Origin of the sequence: Bradyrhizobium sp. JR4.1 (genome assembly GCF_040548605.1) — a bacterium.
In the GTDB taxonomy this organism is placed as follows: domain Bacteria; phylum Pseudomonadota; class Alphaproteobacteria; order Rhizobiales; family Xanthobacteraceae; genus Bradyrhizobium; species Bradyrhizobium canariense.
In genome coordinates, this window is sequence record NZ_JBEPRY010000016.1 from 86712 (window position 1) to 101652 (window position 14941).

General features: G+C 64.3%; 15 protein-coding genes. 12 read left to right on the forward strand and 3 right to left on the reverse strand.

Going from position 1 to position 14941, the window contains the following annotated elements; translation table 11 throughout:
• Positions 1-45: 45 nt before the first annotated feature.
• The 9 genes from ABIB90_RS27130 to gmk all read left to right on the forward strand — a co-directional run bounded on the left by ABIB90_RS27130 (position 46) and on the right by gmk (position 8757).
• Positions 46-750 carry a TetR/AcrR family transcriptional regulator C-terminal domain-containing protein gene (locus ABIB90_RS27130; RefSeq protein WP_354163518.1) on the forward strand — a complete coding sequence of 235 codons (705 nt, stop codon included), beginning with the start codon at positions 46-48 and terminating at the stop codon, positions 748-750.
• A 3-nt stretch (positions 751-753) separates the two neighbouring features.
• The gene (locus tag ABIB90_RS27135; protein WP_354163516.1) at positions 754-1779 is read left to right on the forward strand and encodes a fatty acid desaturase family protein; all 1026 of its coding nucleotides are present in this window, start codon (positions 754-756) and stop codon (positions 1777-1779) included.
• A 187-nt stretch (positions 1780-1966) separates the two neighbouring features.
• Positions 1967-2926, forward strand: a complete 960-nt coding sequence (gene fabD, locus ABIB90_RS27140; protein WP_007592008.1) for an ACP S-malonyltransferase — start codon at positions 1967-1969, stop codon at positions 2924-2926.
• 102 nt (positions 2927-3028) lie between these two features.
• The gene (gene fabG / locus ABIB90_RS27145) at positions 3029-3766 is read left to right on the forward strand and encodes a 3-oxoacyl-[acyl-carrier-protein] reductase (protein WP_354163514.1); all 738 of its coding nucleotides are present in this window, start codon (positions 3029-3031) and stop codon (positions 3764-3766) included.
• 308 nt (positions 3767-4074) lie between these two features.
• Complete coding sequence (locus ABIB90_RS27150; protein ID WP_006020277.1) at positions 4075-4314, forward strand: acyl carrier protein; 240 nt, start codon at positions 4075-4077, stop codon at positions 4312-4314.
• Between the two features lie 108 nt (positions 4315-4422).
• Complete coding sequence (gene fabF / locus ABIB90_RS27155) at positions 4423-5688, forward strand: beta-ketoacyl-ACP synthase II (protein ID WP_219683193.1); 1266 nt, start codon at positions 4423-4425, stop codon at positions 5686-5688.
• 125 nt (positions 5689-5813) lie between these two features.
• Positions 5814-7088 (forward strand): endolytic transglycosylase MltG, encoded by a 1275-nt coding sequence (mltG, locus tag ABIB90_RS27160; protein ID WP_007592003.1) that lies wholly within the window; start codon positions 5814-5816, stop codon positions 7086-7088.
• A 118-nt stretch (positions 7089-7206) separates the two neighbouring features.
• Positions 7207-8094, forward strand: a complete 888-nt coding sequence (locus ABIB90_RS27165) for a YicC/YloC family endoribonuclease (protein WP_247499525.1) — start codon at positions 7207-7209, stop codon at positions 8092-8094.
• 3 nt (positions 8095-8097) lie between these two features.
• On the forward strand, positions 8098-8757 hold the full coding sequence (gene gmk, locus ABIB90_RS27170) for a guanylate kinase (protein WP_354163510.1): 660 nt from the start codon (positions 8098-8100) through the stop codon (positions 8755-8757).
• On the opposite strand, the gene ABIB90_RS27175 is transcribed toward gmk, so the two are convergent.
• The 3 genes from ABIB90_RS27175 to ABIB90_RS27185 form a co-directional block, all read right to left on the reverse strand.
• Entirely contained in the window at positions 8690-9886 is a 1197-nt protein-coding gene (locus ABIB90_RS27175; RefSeq protein WP_354163508.1) for a hypothetical protein, read from the reverse strand. The genes gmk and ABIB90_RS27175 overlap by 68 nt on opposite strands.
• A 149-nt stretch (positions 9887-10035) precedes the next feature.
• Positions 10036-10524 carry a hypothetical protein gene (locus ABIB90_RS27180; RefSeq protein WP_354163506.1) on the reverse strand — a complete coding sequence of 163 codons (489 nt, stop codon included), beginning with the start codon at positions 10522-10524 and terminating at the stop codon, positions 10036-10038.
• Positions 10525-10552: 28 nt separating this feature from the next.
• Positions 10553-11899 carry a caspase family protein gene (locus ABIB90_RS27185; protein WP_007591998.1) on the reverse strand — a complete coding sequence of 449 codons (1347 nt, stop codon included), beginning with the start codon at positions 11897-11899 and terminating at the stop codon, positions 10553-10555.
• A gap of 943 nt (positions 11900-12842) precedes the next feature.
• Here ABIB90_RS27185 and ABIB90_RS27190 point away from each other — a divergent pair.
• From ABIB90_RS27190 to ABIB90_RS27200, 3 genes are all read left to right on the forward strand, one after another.
• A complete protein-coding gene (locus ABIB90_RS27190) occupies positions 12843-13379 on the forward strand; it encodes an REP-associated tyrosine transposase (RefSeq protein ID WP_354163504.1) in 537 nt (178 codons plus the stop codon).
• Between the two features lie 64 nt (positions 13380-13443).
• Positions 13444-13965: a hypothetical protein gene (locus ABIB90_RS27195; RefSeq protein WP_354163502.1), complete on the forward strand. Its 522-nt coding sequence runs from the start codon at positions 13444-13446 to the stop codon at positions 13963-13965.
• Positions 13966-14284: 319 nt separating this feature from the next.
• Positions 14285-14899, forward strand: a complete 615-nt coding sequence (locus ABIB90_RS27200; RefSeq protein WP_219683186.1) for a cupin — start codon at positions 14285-14287, stop codon at positions 14897-14899.
• Positions 14900-14941 lie beyond the last annotated feature (42 nt).

The following is a 14941-nucleotide window of genomic DNA, read 5'->3' on the forward strand; positions in this document are numbered from 1 at the left end:
TTTGTTTGTATGTCATACAAATAAGTCTAACGGGAGCGAACCCCAATGGCAGAAAAGCCGGCCCATGAGCCGCTCGAGGCGGCAGGCGACCCCAAGCACGCCGCCCGCGCCACGCGGTCGGCCGGCCGCAAAATGCGCTCGCTGCTGCTGGATGCCGCGAGCCCGCTGTTTCGGGAGCGGGGGCTGTCGGGTACGGCGATCACCGACATCGCAGCCGCTGCGAACGCATTCCCGAGCCAGATCACCTATTATTTCCGCACCAAAGAGGCGCTGTTCGTCGAATGCGCCTGCCGCGAACTGCTGTACCTGGCGCGGGCGACCGAGCAGGCGGCGCTGAAGGCGCGCACGCCGCAGGATTATACCCACGCGCTGGCCGAGACCGTCACAGCTAGCGATTCGGTCGCCTTCTTCGCCGAGGCGCTGACGCTGACGCGGCGGCGCCAGGATCTCGCGCCGCTGGTCGAGCGCACCATCGAGCGCCTGCACAGTGAAGGTGCGCGGGCCTATGCGAGCCAGGTCGCGCGGCACGGCTGGCGCTCCCTGCGCGCGCCCGATGAGAGCTCGCGGCGGTTCTGGGCCGTCGCCATCGGAATCATCCTCGAAGGCTACGCCATGGGCCGTTCGCCCGAGGCGCTGTGCGCCGAGATGCTGCGCGTGCTGGGCGAGCAAGCGAAATCCAATCATGACGCTGCGCGCTTGCGCCTCGTCGACGCGCGCGACGCATCGAGCAATTCGAATGAGGAGAGTTAGGCCATGACTGCGCTTCGCATGCGTGCCCGCGATTTCCTGACCGACGATCAACTTGCCGACGTGCGCCGGCGCGTGACCTGGAAAGGCGTCGCGCTGATCGCGCACGCCTGGGCGCTCATCCTCGCCGCAATCGCCTTGGTCGCGTGGTGGCCCAATCCGATCACCTATATTGTCGCGGTCGCCATCATCGGCTCGCGCCAGCTCGGGCTCGCGATCCTCATGCATGACGGCGCGCATGGCTGCCTGTCCGCCGACGAGAAAACCAATCTGACCTTGAGCCAGTGGTTCTGTGCCTATCCTCTGTTTGCGGAGACGCGCAGCTACCGGCGCTATCACCTTCAGCATCATGCGCGCACGCAGCAGGAGAATGATCCCGATCTCGTGCTGTCGGCGCCGTTTCCGATCACGAAGCTCAGCTATCGCCGCAAGTTCATTCGCGATCTCGCCGGGCAGACCGGCTACCAGCAGCGCAAGGCGCAGTTGCTCAATGCGCTGGGGCCGAAGGACTGGCCGTTGCGACAGCGCGCGGCGCATTTTTGGGAGAAGCTCGGCCCGCAATGTCTGGTCAATGGCGCGATGTTCGCCGCGCTCACGGCCGCCGGCGTGTGGTGGGCCTATCCGCTGCTATGGCTGGTGCCGCTCCTGACCTGGATGATGGTCATCACCCGCATCCGCAACATTGCCGAGCACGCGGTCGTGCCCGACAGCAGCGATCCCTTGCGCAATACCCGCACCACGTACGCCAATTTCTTCGAGCGTCTGTTCATCGCGCCGTATTACGTGAACTACCACCTCGAACATCATCTCCTGTTCTACGTGCCCTGCTACAATCTGCCCAAGGTGCACCGCCTGCTGAGCGAGAGCCGGCATGCGGGCCGCATGGAGGTGCAACCGAGTTACGCAGCCGTGCTGCGACTTGCGACCGCGAAGCCGAACCGCGATGACCGGCCGGGGCAATTGGTCAACAGCGCGCGCCGCGCGCAGGCGGGGTCCGAGGTCGACGCCAACCAGACGGCCGGCGGATTCTAGGGACCCGTCTCTCCAGTCGAAGGCTGCTAGGTGAGTGCTGATCGAAGTTCCTATCTTGGCTTGACATTCCGGCCCCGGACAGTGTCTACGGCCCCCTTTGGAGCATGATCCGGAACCATGGCCTAAGGCCGTGCGTCATCGGCTGCCGGTTCTCGCAGGGATCACGTCCGACAAGCAGGGAGCGCCGATGACGGCAGCATTCACATTTCCGGGGCAGGGTTCCCAGGCGGTCGGCATGGGCAAGGCCCTGGCGGATGCCTTTCCGGCGGCGCGCGCCGTGTTCGACGAGGTCGATGCCGCGCTGGGGGAGAAGCTGACGGCGACTATCTGGGATGGTCCGGCCGAAACCCTCCAGCTCACCCAAAACGCCCAGCCGGCCCTGATGGCGGTGTCTGTCGCCACGCTGCGCGTGCTGGAGACCGAAGCCGGGTTTTCCGTGGGGCGGGATGCGGCCTTCGTCGCCGGCCACTCGCTCGGGGAATATTCGGCGCTGGCCGCGGCCGGCAGCCTGACGATTTCCGACACCGCGCGGCTGCTTCGCATTCGCGGTCTCGCAATGCAAAAAGCCGTGCCCGTAGGCGTCGGTGCGATGGCCGCTCTGCTCGGCCTCGACTACGAGGCCGCCGTGGCGGTGGCGGACGAGGCCGCTCAGGGGCAGGTCTGCCAGGCCGCCAACGACAATGGCGGCGGGCAAGTGGTCGTCTCCGGCGACAAGGCCGCGGTCGACCGCGCCGTCGAGATCGCCAAAACCAAGGGCGCCAAGCGCGCGATGTTGCTGCCGGTGTCCGCCCCGTTCCATTGCAAGCTGATGCAGCCGGCTGCCGACGCGATGGCGGAGGCGCTGGCCAAGGTCACGATCAAGGCGCCGGCGGCCCCGTTGGTGTCGAACGTGCTGGCGGGCGCGATCACCGATCCCGACGAGATCCGCCGCCGCCTGGTCGAGCAGGTCACCGGCACCGTGCGCTGGCGCGAGTCGGTTGCCTATATGGCGGGGCAGGGCGTCACGCGTTTCTTCGAGATCGGGGCCGGCAAGGTGCTGACCGGCCTCGTCAAGCGTATTGCGGACGGCGCCGTCGGCGTTGCGGTCGGCGGTCCCAACGACATTGCTGCCGCCAAAGATGCATTGGCCGCTGCGAAGCAGGCCTGAGGCGCGATGATTCGTCGTCGCGCGCGAGTTCTTTAGTTGACGCACGATCCTTTCGGAAAATCGCTGCGCATTTTCCCGGATCGTGCCTTGGAGGAGTTATCGATGTTCGATCTGACTGGCAAAAGGGCGCTCGTCACCGGCGCAACCGGCGGCATCGGCGGCGCGATCGCACAAGCGCTTCACGCGCAGGGCGCCACCGTCGCGATATCGGGGACGCGCAAGGAAGTGCTGGATGAGCTTGCCGGCAAGCTCGGCGAGCGCACCCATGTGCTGCCCTGCAATCTCTCCAAGGCCGACGAGGTCGAGGCGCTGGTGCCCGCTGCGGAAGCGGCGATGGGACAGGTCGACATCCTCGTCGCCAATGCCGGCATCACGCGCGACAATCTCTTCGTGCAGCTCCGTGACGAGGACTGGGAGGAGGTCATCAACATCAATTTGACCTCGACCTTCCGGCTTGCCCGCGCCGCCACCAAATTGATGATGCGCAAGCGCTTCGGCCGCATCATCGCCATCACCTCGGTGGTCGGCGTCACCGGTAACCCGGGGCAGGGCAATTATACCGCATCGAAGGCGGGCCTGATCGGCATGATCAAGACGCTGGGTGCCGAATACGCCAAGCGCGGCGTCACCGCAAACTGCATCGCTCCCGGCTTCATCAAGACACCGATGACCGATGCGCTCAACGACAAGCAGCGCGAAACGATTCTGACCAAGGTTCCGGCCAATCGCCTGGGGACGCCAGAGGACATCGCGGCGGCCGCCGTCTACCTGAGTTCGAACGAAGCGGCCTATGTCACCGGCCAAACCATCCACGTCAACGGCGGCATGGCCATGATCTGACGCCTCATGCCGCACCGCCCCCTTGGGCAGCCGAATGCGGCAAACGGCCGTTTCCGGAGCGAAATGAGGCTTGTAGTCAACGCAATTGAAGTATGATAACCGGACCTTCAACGGATGGGCAAAGAACGCCATTGCAGGTTTTTGAAACCCTGTATATTGGCGATGCGGAGCCTTGGCCGTCATTCGCCGGGCCTGCATCGGTTAGGATGGGGCCAAATCAAAGTTCGTAAGCGAAGGCAGTCAACGACCACGACGGCTCGTATCGTCCCGGGGGGTCGGGTCTACAGGGAACAACACGAGGTTATGCAATGAGTGAGATTGGCGAGCGGGTTAAGAAGATCGTGGTCGAACACCTTGGTGTTGAACCCGAGAAGGTTGTCGATGCTGCGAGCTTCATCGACGACCTCGGCGCCGACAGTCTGGACACCGTCGAGCTGGTGATGGCGTTCGAAGAGGAATTCGGTTGCGAGATTCCGGACGATGCCGCGGAAACGATTCTTACCGTCGGCGATGCCACCAAGTTTCTCGAGAAGAACGCGAAGAGCTAAGGCTCTTCATTTTCGCGGGGACAACATTGAAACCGGACGGACCGCCCAACAGCGGTCAGCCGGTTTCTTGTTATTGGCCGTGAATATTTCGATGCGGAGTTTTCGGATATGAGACGGGTTGTCGTCACGGGTCTTGGCATGGTTTCGCCACTCGGCTGCGGTGTCGAGCCGACCTGGAAACGCATCCTCGACGGCCAAAGCGGCGCACGCAGGATCGAGAGCTTCGATGTCTCCGATCTTCAGACCAAGATCGGCTGCACGGTCGTGCGCGGCGACGGCACCAACGACACTTTCAATCCCGACATCTGGATGGAGCCGAAGGACCAGCGCAAGGTCGACGACTTCATCATCTTCGGCATGGCCGCGGCCGGCCAGGCACTCGACGATGCCAACTGGCACCCCGAGACCGAAGAGGACAAATGCGCTACCGGCACCATGATCGGATCCGGCATCGGCGGCCTCAACGGCATCGCCGAGACCGCGGTCCTGCTGAAGGAACGCGGGCCGCGCCGGGTCTCGCCGTTCTTCATTCCGGGGCGACTGATCAATCTCGCCTCCGGCTATGTCTCGATCAAGCATGGGCTGAAGGGGCCGAACCATTCGGTGGTAACGGCCTGCTCGACGGGTGCTCACGCGGTCGGCGATGCCGCCCGCCTGATCGCGCTCGGCGATGCCGACGTCATGGTTGCCGGCGGCGCGGAATCGCCGATCGGCCGCATCGGCATTGCCGGCTTCAACGCCGCGCGTGCGCTCTCGACAGCCTTCAACGAAACGCCTGAGAAGGCCTCGCGTCCCTACGACAAGGACCGGGACGGCTTCGTGATGGGCGAGGGCGCCGGCGTTCTCGTCCTTGAAGAGCTCGAACATGCCAAGCGCCGCGGCGCGAAGATCTATGCCGAGGTGATCGGCTACGGTCTCTCGGGCGATGCCTACCACATCACCTCGCCGTCACCCGACGGCGACGGCGGCTTCCGCAGCATGGCGGCGGCGCTCAAGCGCGCCGGCCTCACCGCGTCCGATCTCGACTACATCAACGCGCACGGCACCTCGACACCGCTCGGTGACGAGATCGAGCTCGGTGCGGTTGAACGCCTGCTCGGCAATGCCGCTTCGAAGGTCGCGATGTCTTCGACCAAGTCGTCGACCGGTCACCTCTTGGGCGCGGCCGGCGCGATCGAGGCGATCTTCGCCATTCTCGCGATTCGCGATAATGTCGTGCCGCCGACCATCAACCTGGACAATCCGTCGGTCGAAACTGCGATCGATCTCGTGCCGCATCAGGCGAAGAAGCGCGAGGTTAACGTCGCGTTGTCGAATTCTTTTGGTTTTGGCGGTACCAACGCATCGGTCATCTTCCGGCGTCTGGTCCATTAGTTTGTCGTTGCGACGAATCCACCGTTTTGCCGTATTCGGCGATAGTCATGGAAGCGGGCGCGTGCATTTGGCTCGGCAAGCGATTGTCAGGTCGCGATTGAACCGGCAGGATTCAGGTTGCTTCGATGAGTGAAAGGCCGCCCATTTCGCCCCGGAGTCCGCGGGCAGCGCTCGAGCCCGAGCAGGTCCCGCCGCCGCCGAGGCGATCGGACCGCGCGCGCAATCCGTTCGTGATCGTCGGCAACGCCATCATCACCCTGCTGCTGATTGCGATGATCGGCGCGGGCGGCGTGTACTATTACGGCCGGCAGGTGCTCGAGGCGCCGGGACCGCTGAAGGAAGACAAGATCGTCAACATCCCGCAGCGCGCCGGCAAGCGCGACATCGCCGAGACGCTGAACCGGGAAGGCGTGACCGACGTCAATCCGTGGGCGTTCATTGCCAGCGTCGCTGCGCTAAAGGCGAGCTCGGACCTCAAGCCCGGTGAATACTCGTTCCAGAAGAACGCATCCTTGCGCGACGTCATTGCCACCATGGTCGAGGGCAAGGTGGTACAGCATGCCGTGACAATCCCGGAGGGCCTGACCTCCGAGCAGATCGTGGCGCGCCTGTCCGACAACGATATCTTCACCGGCAGCGTGCGTGAGCTGCCGCGCGAGGGCACGCTGCTGCCCGAGACCTACAAGTTCCCGCGTGGCACCCCGCGCGATCAGGTGATCCAGCGCATGCAGCAGGCGCACAAGCGCGTACTGACCGAGATCTGGGAGCGCCGCAGTCAGGACATTCCGGTCAAGAGTCCGGAGCAATTGGTGACGCTGGCCTCGATCGTCGAGAAAGAGACCGGCAAGCCGGACGAGCGCAGCCGCGTCGCCGCGGTGTTCGTCAATCGCCTGAAGCAGAGGATCAAGCTGCAGTCCGATCCCACGATCATCTATGGCCTCGTCGGCGGCAAGGGCACGCTCGGCCGTCCGATCAAGCGCAGCGAGATCACGCAGCCTTCGCCCTACAACACCTATGTGATCGAGGGCCTGCCGCCGGGCCCGATCTCGAACCCCGGCCGCGCTTCGCTCGAGGCTGCCGCCAACCCGGCCCGCACCCGCGACCTCTATTTCGTCGCGGACGGCACCGGCGGGCATTCCTTCACCGAGACCTACGACGCGCACCAGAAGAATGTCGCCAAGCTGCGCGCGATGGAAAAGCAGATCCAGAACGACACGGTCGAGCCGGCCGAGGACGCGCAGCCGCCGGCCGCCGCCGCGCCCGGTGCCGCCGATACGCCGACGGCGACCACGCCGGCGCGGCCCAACCAGCAGAAAAAGCCGCCGGCCGCTCGCCCCGCGGGTCCGCCGCCGGCCCGCCAAGGCGCGGTGCAGCCCTCGCCCCCGGTGGTCCAGCGCTAGGCCTGCGCGCAGACCTGCCCCGCGGGACTTTGCGGATTACATTTTCCTGCAAAATAGTCTTAAGATTCGCGTGGCTTGATGGCCGCGCGAATCCCGTGCTTCTGGAGAAATTGACCTGATGGCGTTGTCGTCCATGACCGGCTTTGCCCGAAGCCACGGCGCGAGTGGGCCGTATACGTTCGAATGGGAATTGAAGTCGGTCAACGCCAAGGGCTTTGATCTCAGGGTACGGCTGCCGCAGGGGTTCGACGAGCTCGAGGCTCATGCCAAGAAACGCGCCGCCGAGCTGCTCTCGCGAGGCACCGTCTACGCCAATCTGACCGTGAAGCGCGCCAATGCGGCCGCCAGCGTCCGCGTCAACGAGGACGTGCTCAACGCCGTCCTCAAGGCCGCCGCCGTGATCGCCGGCAAGGTCGATGCGGTCGCGCCGAGCGTCGACGGGCTTTTGGCCATCAAGGGTGTCATTGAGGTCGCCGAGCCCGAGGGCGACGAGGAAGAGGACAAGGCCGCGCGCGCCGCCGCCGCGGATGCCTTCGACAAGGCGCTCGCCGAACTCGTCGAGATGCGCAAGCGTGAGGGGACCTCGCTCGGGCAGATCCTGATCCAGCGCGTGGACGAGGTCGAGCAGCTGGCGAAGAAGGCCGAGGCTGCGCCCGGTCGCAAGCCCGAGGCGATCAAGGCCAGGCTCGCCGAGCAGATCGCGAGCCTGCTCGACACCTCCGACCGTTTCGATTCCGACCGCCTGATGCAGGAAGCGATCCTGATTGCGACCAGGGCCGACATCCGCGAGGAGCTCGACCGCATCGCCTCGCACATCGCGCAGGCGCGCGAGCTGATCGGCAAGGGCGGCCCGGTCGGGCGCAAGCTCGACTTCCTGGCGCAGGAGTTTCACCGCGAGGTCAACACCTGTTGCTCGAAGTCGAACGACATCGAGCTCACCAATACGGGGCTCGCCATGAAGAACGTGGTCGAGCAGTTCCGCGAGCAGGTCCAGAATCTGGAGTGATCGATGACGATTGGCGGTCACGGAACTGATGGTGTCGAGCGGCGCGGATTGATGTTCGTGCTGTCCTCGCCGTCAGGCGCGGGCAAGACGACGCTGTCGCGCATGTTGCTCGAGCGGGAGCCCGGCCTGAAGATGTCAGTGTCGGCGACCACGCGTGAGAAGCGGCCGGCAGAGGTCGAGGGGCGCGACTATTTTTTCGTCGACAAGCCCAGGTTCGAGACGATGGTGGAGCAAGGCGAACTGCTCGAATGGGCCACCGTGTTTGACAATCTCTACGGGACGCCACGTGCTCCTGTGGAGGCCGCGTTATCGGCCGGGCAGGATGTGCTGTTCGACATCGACTGGCAGGGCACACAGCAATTGCACCAGAAGGCGAGCGCCGACGTCGTTCGCGTTTTCATCCTGCCGCCCTCGGCCGCCGATCTCGAAAAGAGGCTGCATTCGCGCGCACAGGATTCCGATGAGGTGATCCGCAAGCGCATGAGCCGCGCGAGCCACGAGATGAGCCACTGGGCCGAGTATGACTACATCGTCATCAACCACGACGTCGACCAGGCCTTTGCCGAGGTGCAGTCGATCCTGAAGGCCGAACGCCTCAAGCGCGAGCGGCGGATTGGCCTCGTGGGCTTCGTGCGAAGTCTGCAAGGTCAGCTTCAAGGTTAGGCTGCGTCAGCCTCGGCCCGTCCTTCGCGAGCCGTTCCAGCATCGTCGTGATCACGTCGATGTCGATGCCGTCCTCGACTCCCGCATCGTCATCGCGATCGGCCGGCTCTTCGTCATCGACGTCGTTGGCCGCGAGCTGCGGTGCGGCCTCGATCTGGAATTCTCCGTTGAAGACATCGGCATCGTCGAGCTCTGCGGCATCTTGGTGCGCTTGCGGGGTGCGCTCGTCGATCACATCAATCTCGCGATCGATCGCGGCGAGCTGCGCGGTCTTGAGCTGGACTGTCTGCGGACGCAGGGCATCGAAATCCACCGGGCGCGGCTGCCGAGCGTGCGGCGTGCCGGCCGGCGCTGCTTTGAGCCAGGGTGCACGGCCATCGTCGTGATCGTGCGGCTCAAAATTGTCCCAGTTGACGCGGCGCTGGTCGCCGGCGTGGACGCGGCCACCAGCGAAGCGGTACACGACGCTGGCGAGGATGCCGGCCAGTGCCAACGCGCCGCCGATCACGAGCAGCAGCATCTGGAGCGAGCCGGTCTGCTTGTCGGCGGTGCTGTCGGCCGCGGCCAGAGCCATCGGAGCAGGGGACTTCGCCGGCTTCGTGGTCGTCGGCTGCGCAGCGGCCGCCACAGGCGCAGGCGATGGCTGCTCTGTGGGCGCGGCGGACGCCGTGGTGGCGTCGGGCCAGCGCCCGGCGACGGCGGCCTGCTGAGCGTTGACGTCGGCGGAGGGGCTCGCAGCCTGTTGCGTCGGCGCCGGTCCCGCCTGTGCAGGCGTCTTCACAGTGGCGATGCTCTGCGGCGTCAGATATTCGGCGCGCGCGTCCTGGACCGAGTGCTGCTGCGGCACCGCTGAATCCGCTGCAGGGGTATCGAGCGTAGCCTGTGCGGTTTGAGTGGGCTTGCCGCCTTCGGCACGCAGATACCAGCACTGCCGCTTGGTCGCGCGTTCGAGGCGGTAATGCCAATGCTGGCCCTGCGGTGCGGCGCCCTTTGGCGAGCCAAGGCAGTCGTTCGCGGCATTTGCCGTGCTCGGTGGCGTCGATGCATTCTGCGACACGGCGGCCAATGGCGCACCGGCAATGATGCTGCCTACGAGGGCCGATAAGAATTTCGCGGTGCGGTTGCCCATCCTGGTCTCCCGATTACGCATGACGCAACTCGTTACCTTCCCTTTCTCGTCAAAGACTTGGGTGGCAATGAGCCGCAAATCCGGAGAGGATGTGGCCTGAATCGGGCCTGCGCGGCGTTGGTTCCCCCGCGAAATCAGACTTTTTCGCGCTACTGCTTGGTCGAAGTCCAGGTTCCGCCGCAGCCGTCGGAGCGACGGAAGGATCCGGAACCGCTGCGGGCAGCGAGGCGGCCGGAGCCGGTGAAGGTCACGCCATCGCCTTGACCGAACGTGCTGACCGCTCCGCTCGCGCTGACGGTACCCGTGACGCCTTGGCCTATGACCTTGCCTGAGGAGACCACGACCGCGCCGGACGTGGTGCCGCCGCAGCCGACGCTGACGACCATCCAGGCGCCGTCGAAACTCCCGCCACCTCCACCACCGCGTCGCGAGGAACTGCGCGGCTCCTCGGCCGGCTTGCTGCGGCGCGCCGAGGGCGCTGGCTCGGCGGAACGATCCGATCGCGAGCCGGACAGCGACTTCTCGTCATTGCCGATCGAGCCGCCGGCGCTGCCGGACTGCGCGACGGCGGACGGTGGAGCGACGGTGACGGAAAGGAAGAGGGCCAGGCCAATCGCAGGGATGACGGAATTGCGCATGAGCAAAAATCCAGAATGAAAAATCGTATCAACGGCCGGAGCCGTCGGCACAGACGGAACCGATAATGCGGCAAGCTTTGCCAGCCTTGCCGCATTCGTCAAGCGCGGCGTCTTTCGCGCGCTGCACGCTGTCGCGCTGGACCAGCGACCAGGATTTGTCGGAGATCGCGAACGCGCCGCAGCGGTTGCCATAGAAGGACAGCTCGATCGGACATTTGGCGCCGGCACAATTGCCACGCGCATCCGCCACCGCCGCGCGCCGCGAGGCGTGGTTCCAGGAGATGCCCCATTTGCTGCCGTCGGGCCCGTAGACGATCGAGCCCCATGGTTTCAGGTCCTCCATCTTGCGCATGCGCAGCAGCAGGCCTTCGGTCGCTTCGCCCGTCGGCGCCATGGAAATCCGCTGCTGGAGCTTTGTGATCGCGCGGGTCATTCCGTCAGGGCTGTCAGGATCGAAATTGAGCTCGTAGAGCCGCTCGCTGAGCTCGCTCAGCAGGGCGGCATCGCGCAAGGGGACGCGGTCTGGATCGGCGCGCAGCCGATCCGCCGGCAAAGGATCTGGCTGCATCGCTGCGACCTGCGGCGGGGCGGTTTGCGTCGGGGCTACGAAATAGAAGGTGCCGTCGATCGGCGAGGACGACACCCAGGGCTGCTGCGCGCCGGAGGTGGCGCGCTTCACCGCGAGGCCGACCTGGTTGAAGGTCTGGAACACGTCGAGGCCCGCGGTCCGGACCGTCGCGGCCAATGCTTTTGTGTAGGGGCTGTGGCCGTCGCTTCCGTCCTGGGCGACATTGCCGGGTTGCGTTGCGTAGGAGATCAGCGTGCCCTCGGGCGCGCGCATCTGCGCGAGACCGCCATCGGAGGCGCGCAGGCCGCGCGAGCCGAACGGGTTGTTGCGGCAGGCGTCCAGGATCACGAGGTTGAGGCGGGTGCCCGATCCCTGCATCTGGCGCAGCACGAGGTTGACATCGGTCATCTGGAAGTCGACGTCGGCTTCGCGCGTCGGGTTCGCGCCGACCGGCACGAGATAGTTGGCGCCCGAGACCTGCACGCCATGGCCGGCATAATAGAACAGCGCGACGTCGGCGCCCTGCACCTGCCGGCCAAAGCTCTGCACCGCCAGATCCATAGCGCCCTTGTCGAGATCGAGCTGGGCGCGGCCTCCGACCAGCGTGAAGCCGAGCAAGCCAAGCGTGTCCGCCATCAGGCTCGCGTCCTTGGATGGATTGTCGAGCGGCGTGATGTTCTTGTAGGCGGAGTTGCCGACCACGAGCGCGATGCGCTTCTCGGCCGATGCCGGTTGCGTGGCGACGACGAGCAGGGCTGCGACCAGCGTCGCCAGCCCCGGGACGCGATTGAAAATCCTCGCGCGCATCAAAATTCCCCAAAAATAATGACGCCAGTCTAACAGTCCGGCGCGCCGGCGAAAAGCGGCGCCACATGCGTACTGTCCGTCATGCCCGGGCTCGTCCCGGCCATCCACGTTCTTCGTGCCGCGTGGCAAGGCGTGGATGGCCGGGACGAGCCCGGCCATGACGCGGATAGGCCGCGTTGCATATTTCGCAGGCGAGGGGCCATGGCCGCGCGTTCCCGCGGCAGGTTCTGCCCGAGCCTTGCTGCCGTTCATCGCCCAATGGAAGCCAAAGGGCGCAGGGAAGGCCGGGCGCCGGCGGCACCCGTTTGGTCCGTGCGCTACAGGAATGCACACGGGGTGGACCGATTGGGTGGCCGATCGCCCGGCCTTCCCTGCGCGGATGGTTTTAACGGTGTCCTTCGTGCTCTCCCCGGGGAGCGATGCACTATTGCCCCCGTCGCCCCGCCGATCGCTGATGCGCGCGCCCGGTTGGGCCGCCACATCACCGCGAGGCTTGACGCACAGACCCCGGGCGTCAGGACCACACGACTTCTCCGTCCGCGGACGGTCCCGCCGAAATCGTCGAGGGCTTGCGTGTGCTCACCCCCGATGACCGACAAGCCCGCTCTCCAGCGCCGTGTCGTACGCGTCGCGTGAGGACTCACGGTTGCCCGCCCGGTCATCACGCCGCCCGCGCCGTCGCTGCCGCGTCCACCGCCACCCGGCCCGCATGTCGTGACGGTCGCGAACGCCCCTTTGGCAGGGCCAGGATGCGGGCTGTATGCCACAAATCCGAAATTCGGAAAAGCGAAATGTTTTTGCGCCGATGGCTTGACGGGGTGTTTTGCCCGACGGATCGCGAGGGGCGCCCCGATCTCCGCCCTGTCATTCCGGCTTGCGTGAGTCCGTAGGATGGGTAGAGCCCTTGCGAAACCCATCTTTTCCTCCTTTAATCATTCTCCATATGACGGGTTATCGTCGCAACTTTATCCCCGGAGGCAGCTTCTTCTTCACCGTCAATCTGGCGGAGCGGAGGCATTCCTTACTGACGGATCATGTCGAGATATTGCGCGCCGCGTTTCGCGAAACGCGCCAGCGTCATCCATTTACGATTGATGGCATCGTTGTGCTGCCCGATCATCTCCATGCGGTCTGGACACTGCCTGAAGGCGATGCCAACTACGCCACGCGCTGGCGGTTGATTAAATCGACATTTTCACGCGGCGTCGCGCGCGGCGAGCGCATATCTTCGAGCCGTGCCGCCAAGGGTGAGCGCGGTATCTGGCAGCGCCGCTATTGGGAGCATACCATTCGGGACGAGGGCGACTTCGCTCGGCATGTCGACTATGTCCACATCAACCCGGTCAAGCATGGTCTCGTCACGCGGGTGAGCGATTGGGCATTGTCGTCGTTTCATCGCCATGTGAAACTTGGAAATTACCCGGTGGACTGGGCGGGCGACCATTCCGACGGCATCCACGACTATGGTGAAAGAGGATAGAAGCAAATGATGGGTATCGCGGAGCAAAACCCTTTCTATGCGCTGATAGCAGGGACTTAATACGATGCATCCCGTCGACGACGATCCTATGATGGCATCCGCCATCGGGCGATGCTCCAACAACTGGACGCACGCTGAGGCCGCGCTCGCATGGATTTTCGCGAGTCTTACTCAGATGGACCACACTATCGCTGTGACGGTCTTCAGTTTTTTCAAATCAACGAGTACTCAGAGCGCCGTTCTAAAGAAACTCGCCAAAATCTCGCCCTTCATGACGCAGGATTTGCGGGACCGTCTTACTCACGCCCTCAAGACATATGCAGCCCTTGCTGAGGGCCGTAATCAGCTTTTGCACAATCCGATTGGAAGAAGCTTTAATGACCAAGTTTATATTATGCTGCGAACTCCCGTGCCCAGGACCGGTGGGATACCTTATGAAGCCAAACCAATTTCTCCATCTGAAATTGATGGTCTGTCTGCCGAGATAAGGGCGTTTGTTCTTGAGCTTGTCGATCTCCAAAAAGAGATCATGAAAGCGCAGCATCCGGGCACTTCACTGTTCGGTGGGCTATTCCCCAGAGAATAAGCGAGAGGCCGCCGGGTGGATTGAGCCTTTGCGAAACGCATCATCCTCGCGCGTGGTGACGTAGCGTCAATACCGCACCGTCGCAACTTCGCCCCGGCTGGACGCTTCTTTCTTTGCCGGCAATCTTGCTGACGAGAGTGTCTGGATGTTCTGGTGCGGCGTCTCGGGCTGGTGGCTATTCGTTAGCGATGGGTTTCGCAAGGGCTCAACCCATCCTACGGCTCTGAATCTCCGTTGCCAACGGAGATGAGTCCCACCCGGCCCCAGCTTGAGAAACTTATCACCTCGGCCGCCGTTTAATTGCGGCTGAGGAGACGCCATGCCGATCAAGGACCAGATCAAAAATCTCGCCAAGAAGCTCGTCGAGGATCACCCCGACGCGGCAACGCTGCGGGCGCTCGTGCGGGCTCGGAAGCCGACAGCCATCCGTTTTCAGGACGATGGCATCGTGCCGAATAACCCGCATTTTCCCGTGTTGCTCTATCGCGGCGCGGTGAACCTGAAGACCCGGCGTTTTGCTCCAGAGGTCATCGTCGACACGCTGTTCGATAGTCATGGCTGGGGCCGCTCTTGGCGCGATACGGTTTATGATTTTGTCCACTATCATTCGCAGATCCACGAAGTGATGGGCGTGGCACGCGGCACGGCCAGGATCGAGTGCGGCGGGATCAAGGGGCGAATCCTGAGCGTGAAGGCCGGAGACGTTCTGGTTCTTCCCGCAGGGACCGGACACCGGCTGATCGAGTCCAGCCGGGACTTCCTGGTCGTCGGAGCGTATCCGCAGGAGGGGACGTATGACGAGTGCACCGACACGCGAGAGCGTCCTGACGCCAGCAAACGCATCGCCAAGGTCCGTAAGCCGAAGACCGATCCCGTGCTGGGTGCCGGCGGCCCGTTGCTCAAATCATGGCGGATAAAGCCATCGCGATCGTGACGCGGGGGATCGCTTTCGCTGTGCCGGTTCGAGGTGTCGTTC

Coding starts and splice junctions, on each gene's coding strand:
- ABIB90_RS27130 (WP_354163518.1), top strand. CDS start 46: ATGGCAGAAAAGCCGGCCCATGAGCCGCTCGAGGCGGCAGGCGACCCC.
- ABIB90_RS27135 (WP_354163516.1), top strand. CDS start 754: ATGACTGCGCTTCGCATGCGTGCCCGCGATTTCCTGACCGACGATCAA.
- fabD (WP_007592008.1), top strand. CDS start 1,967: ATGACGGCAGCATTCACATTTCCGGGGCAGGGTTCCCAGGCGGTCGGC.
- fabG (WP_354163514.1), top strand. CDS start 3,029: ATGTTCGATCTGACTGGCAAAAGGGCGCTCGTCACCGGCGCAACCGGC.
- ABIB90_RS27150 (WP_006020277.1), top strand. CDS start 4,075: ATGAGTGAGATTGGCGAGCGGGTTAAGAAGATCGTGGTCGAACACCTT.
- fabF (WP_219683193.1), top strand. CDS start 4,423: ATGAGACGGGTTGTCGTCACGGGTCTTGGCATGGTTTCGCCACTCGGC.
- mltG (WP_007592003.1), top strand. CDS start 5,814: ATGAGTGAAAGGCCGCCCATTTCGCCCCGGAGTCCGCGGGCAGCGCTC.
- ABIB90_RS27165 (WP_247499525.1), top strand. CDS start 7,207: ATGGCGTTGTCGTCCATGACCGGCTTTGCCCGAAGCCACGGCGCGAGT.
- gmk (WP_354163510.1), top strand. CDS start 8,098: ATGACGATTGGCGGTCACGGAACTGATGGTGTCGAGCGGCGCGGATTG.
- ABIB90_RS27175 (WP_354163508.1), bottom strand. CDS start 9,886: ATGGGCAACCGCACCGCGAAATTCTTATCGGCCCTCGTAGGCAGCATC.
- ABIB90_RS27180 (WP_354163506.1), bottom strand. CDS start 10,524: ATGCGCAATTCCGTCATCCCTGCGATTGGCCTGGCCCTCTTCCTTTCC.
- ABIB90_RS27185 (WP_007591998.1), bottom strand. CDS start 11,899: ATGCGCGCGAGGATTTTCAATCGCGTCCCGGGGCTGGCGACGCTGGTC.
- ABIB90_RS27190 (WP_354163504.1), top strand. CDS start 12,843: ATGACGGGTTATCGTCGCAACTTTATCCCCGGAGGCAGCTTCTTCTTC.
- ABIB90_RS27195 (WP_354163502.1), top strand. CDS start 13,444: ATGCATCCCGTCGACGACGATCCTATGATGGCATCCGCCATCGGGCGA.
- ABIB90_RS27200 (WP_219683186.1), top strand. CDS start 14,285: ATGCCGATCAAGGACCAGATCAAAAATCTCGCCAAGAAGCTCGTCGAG.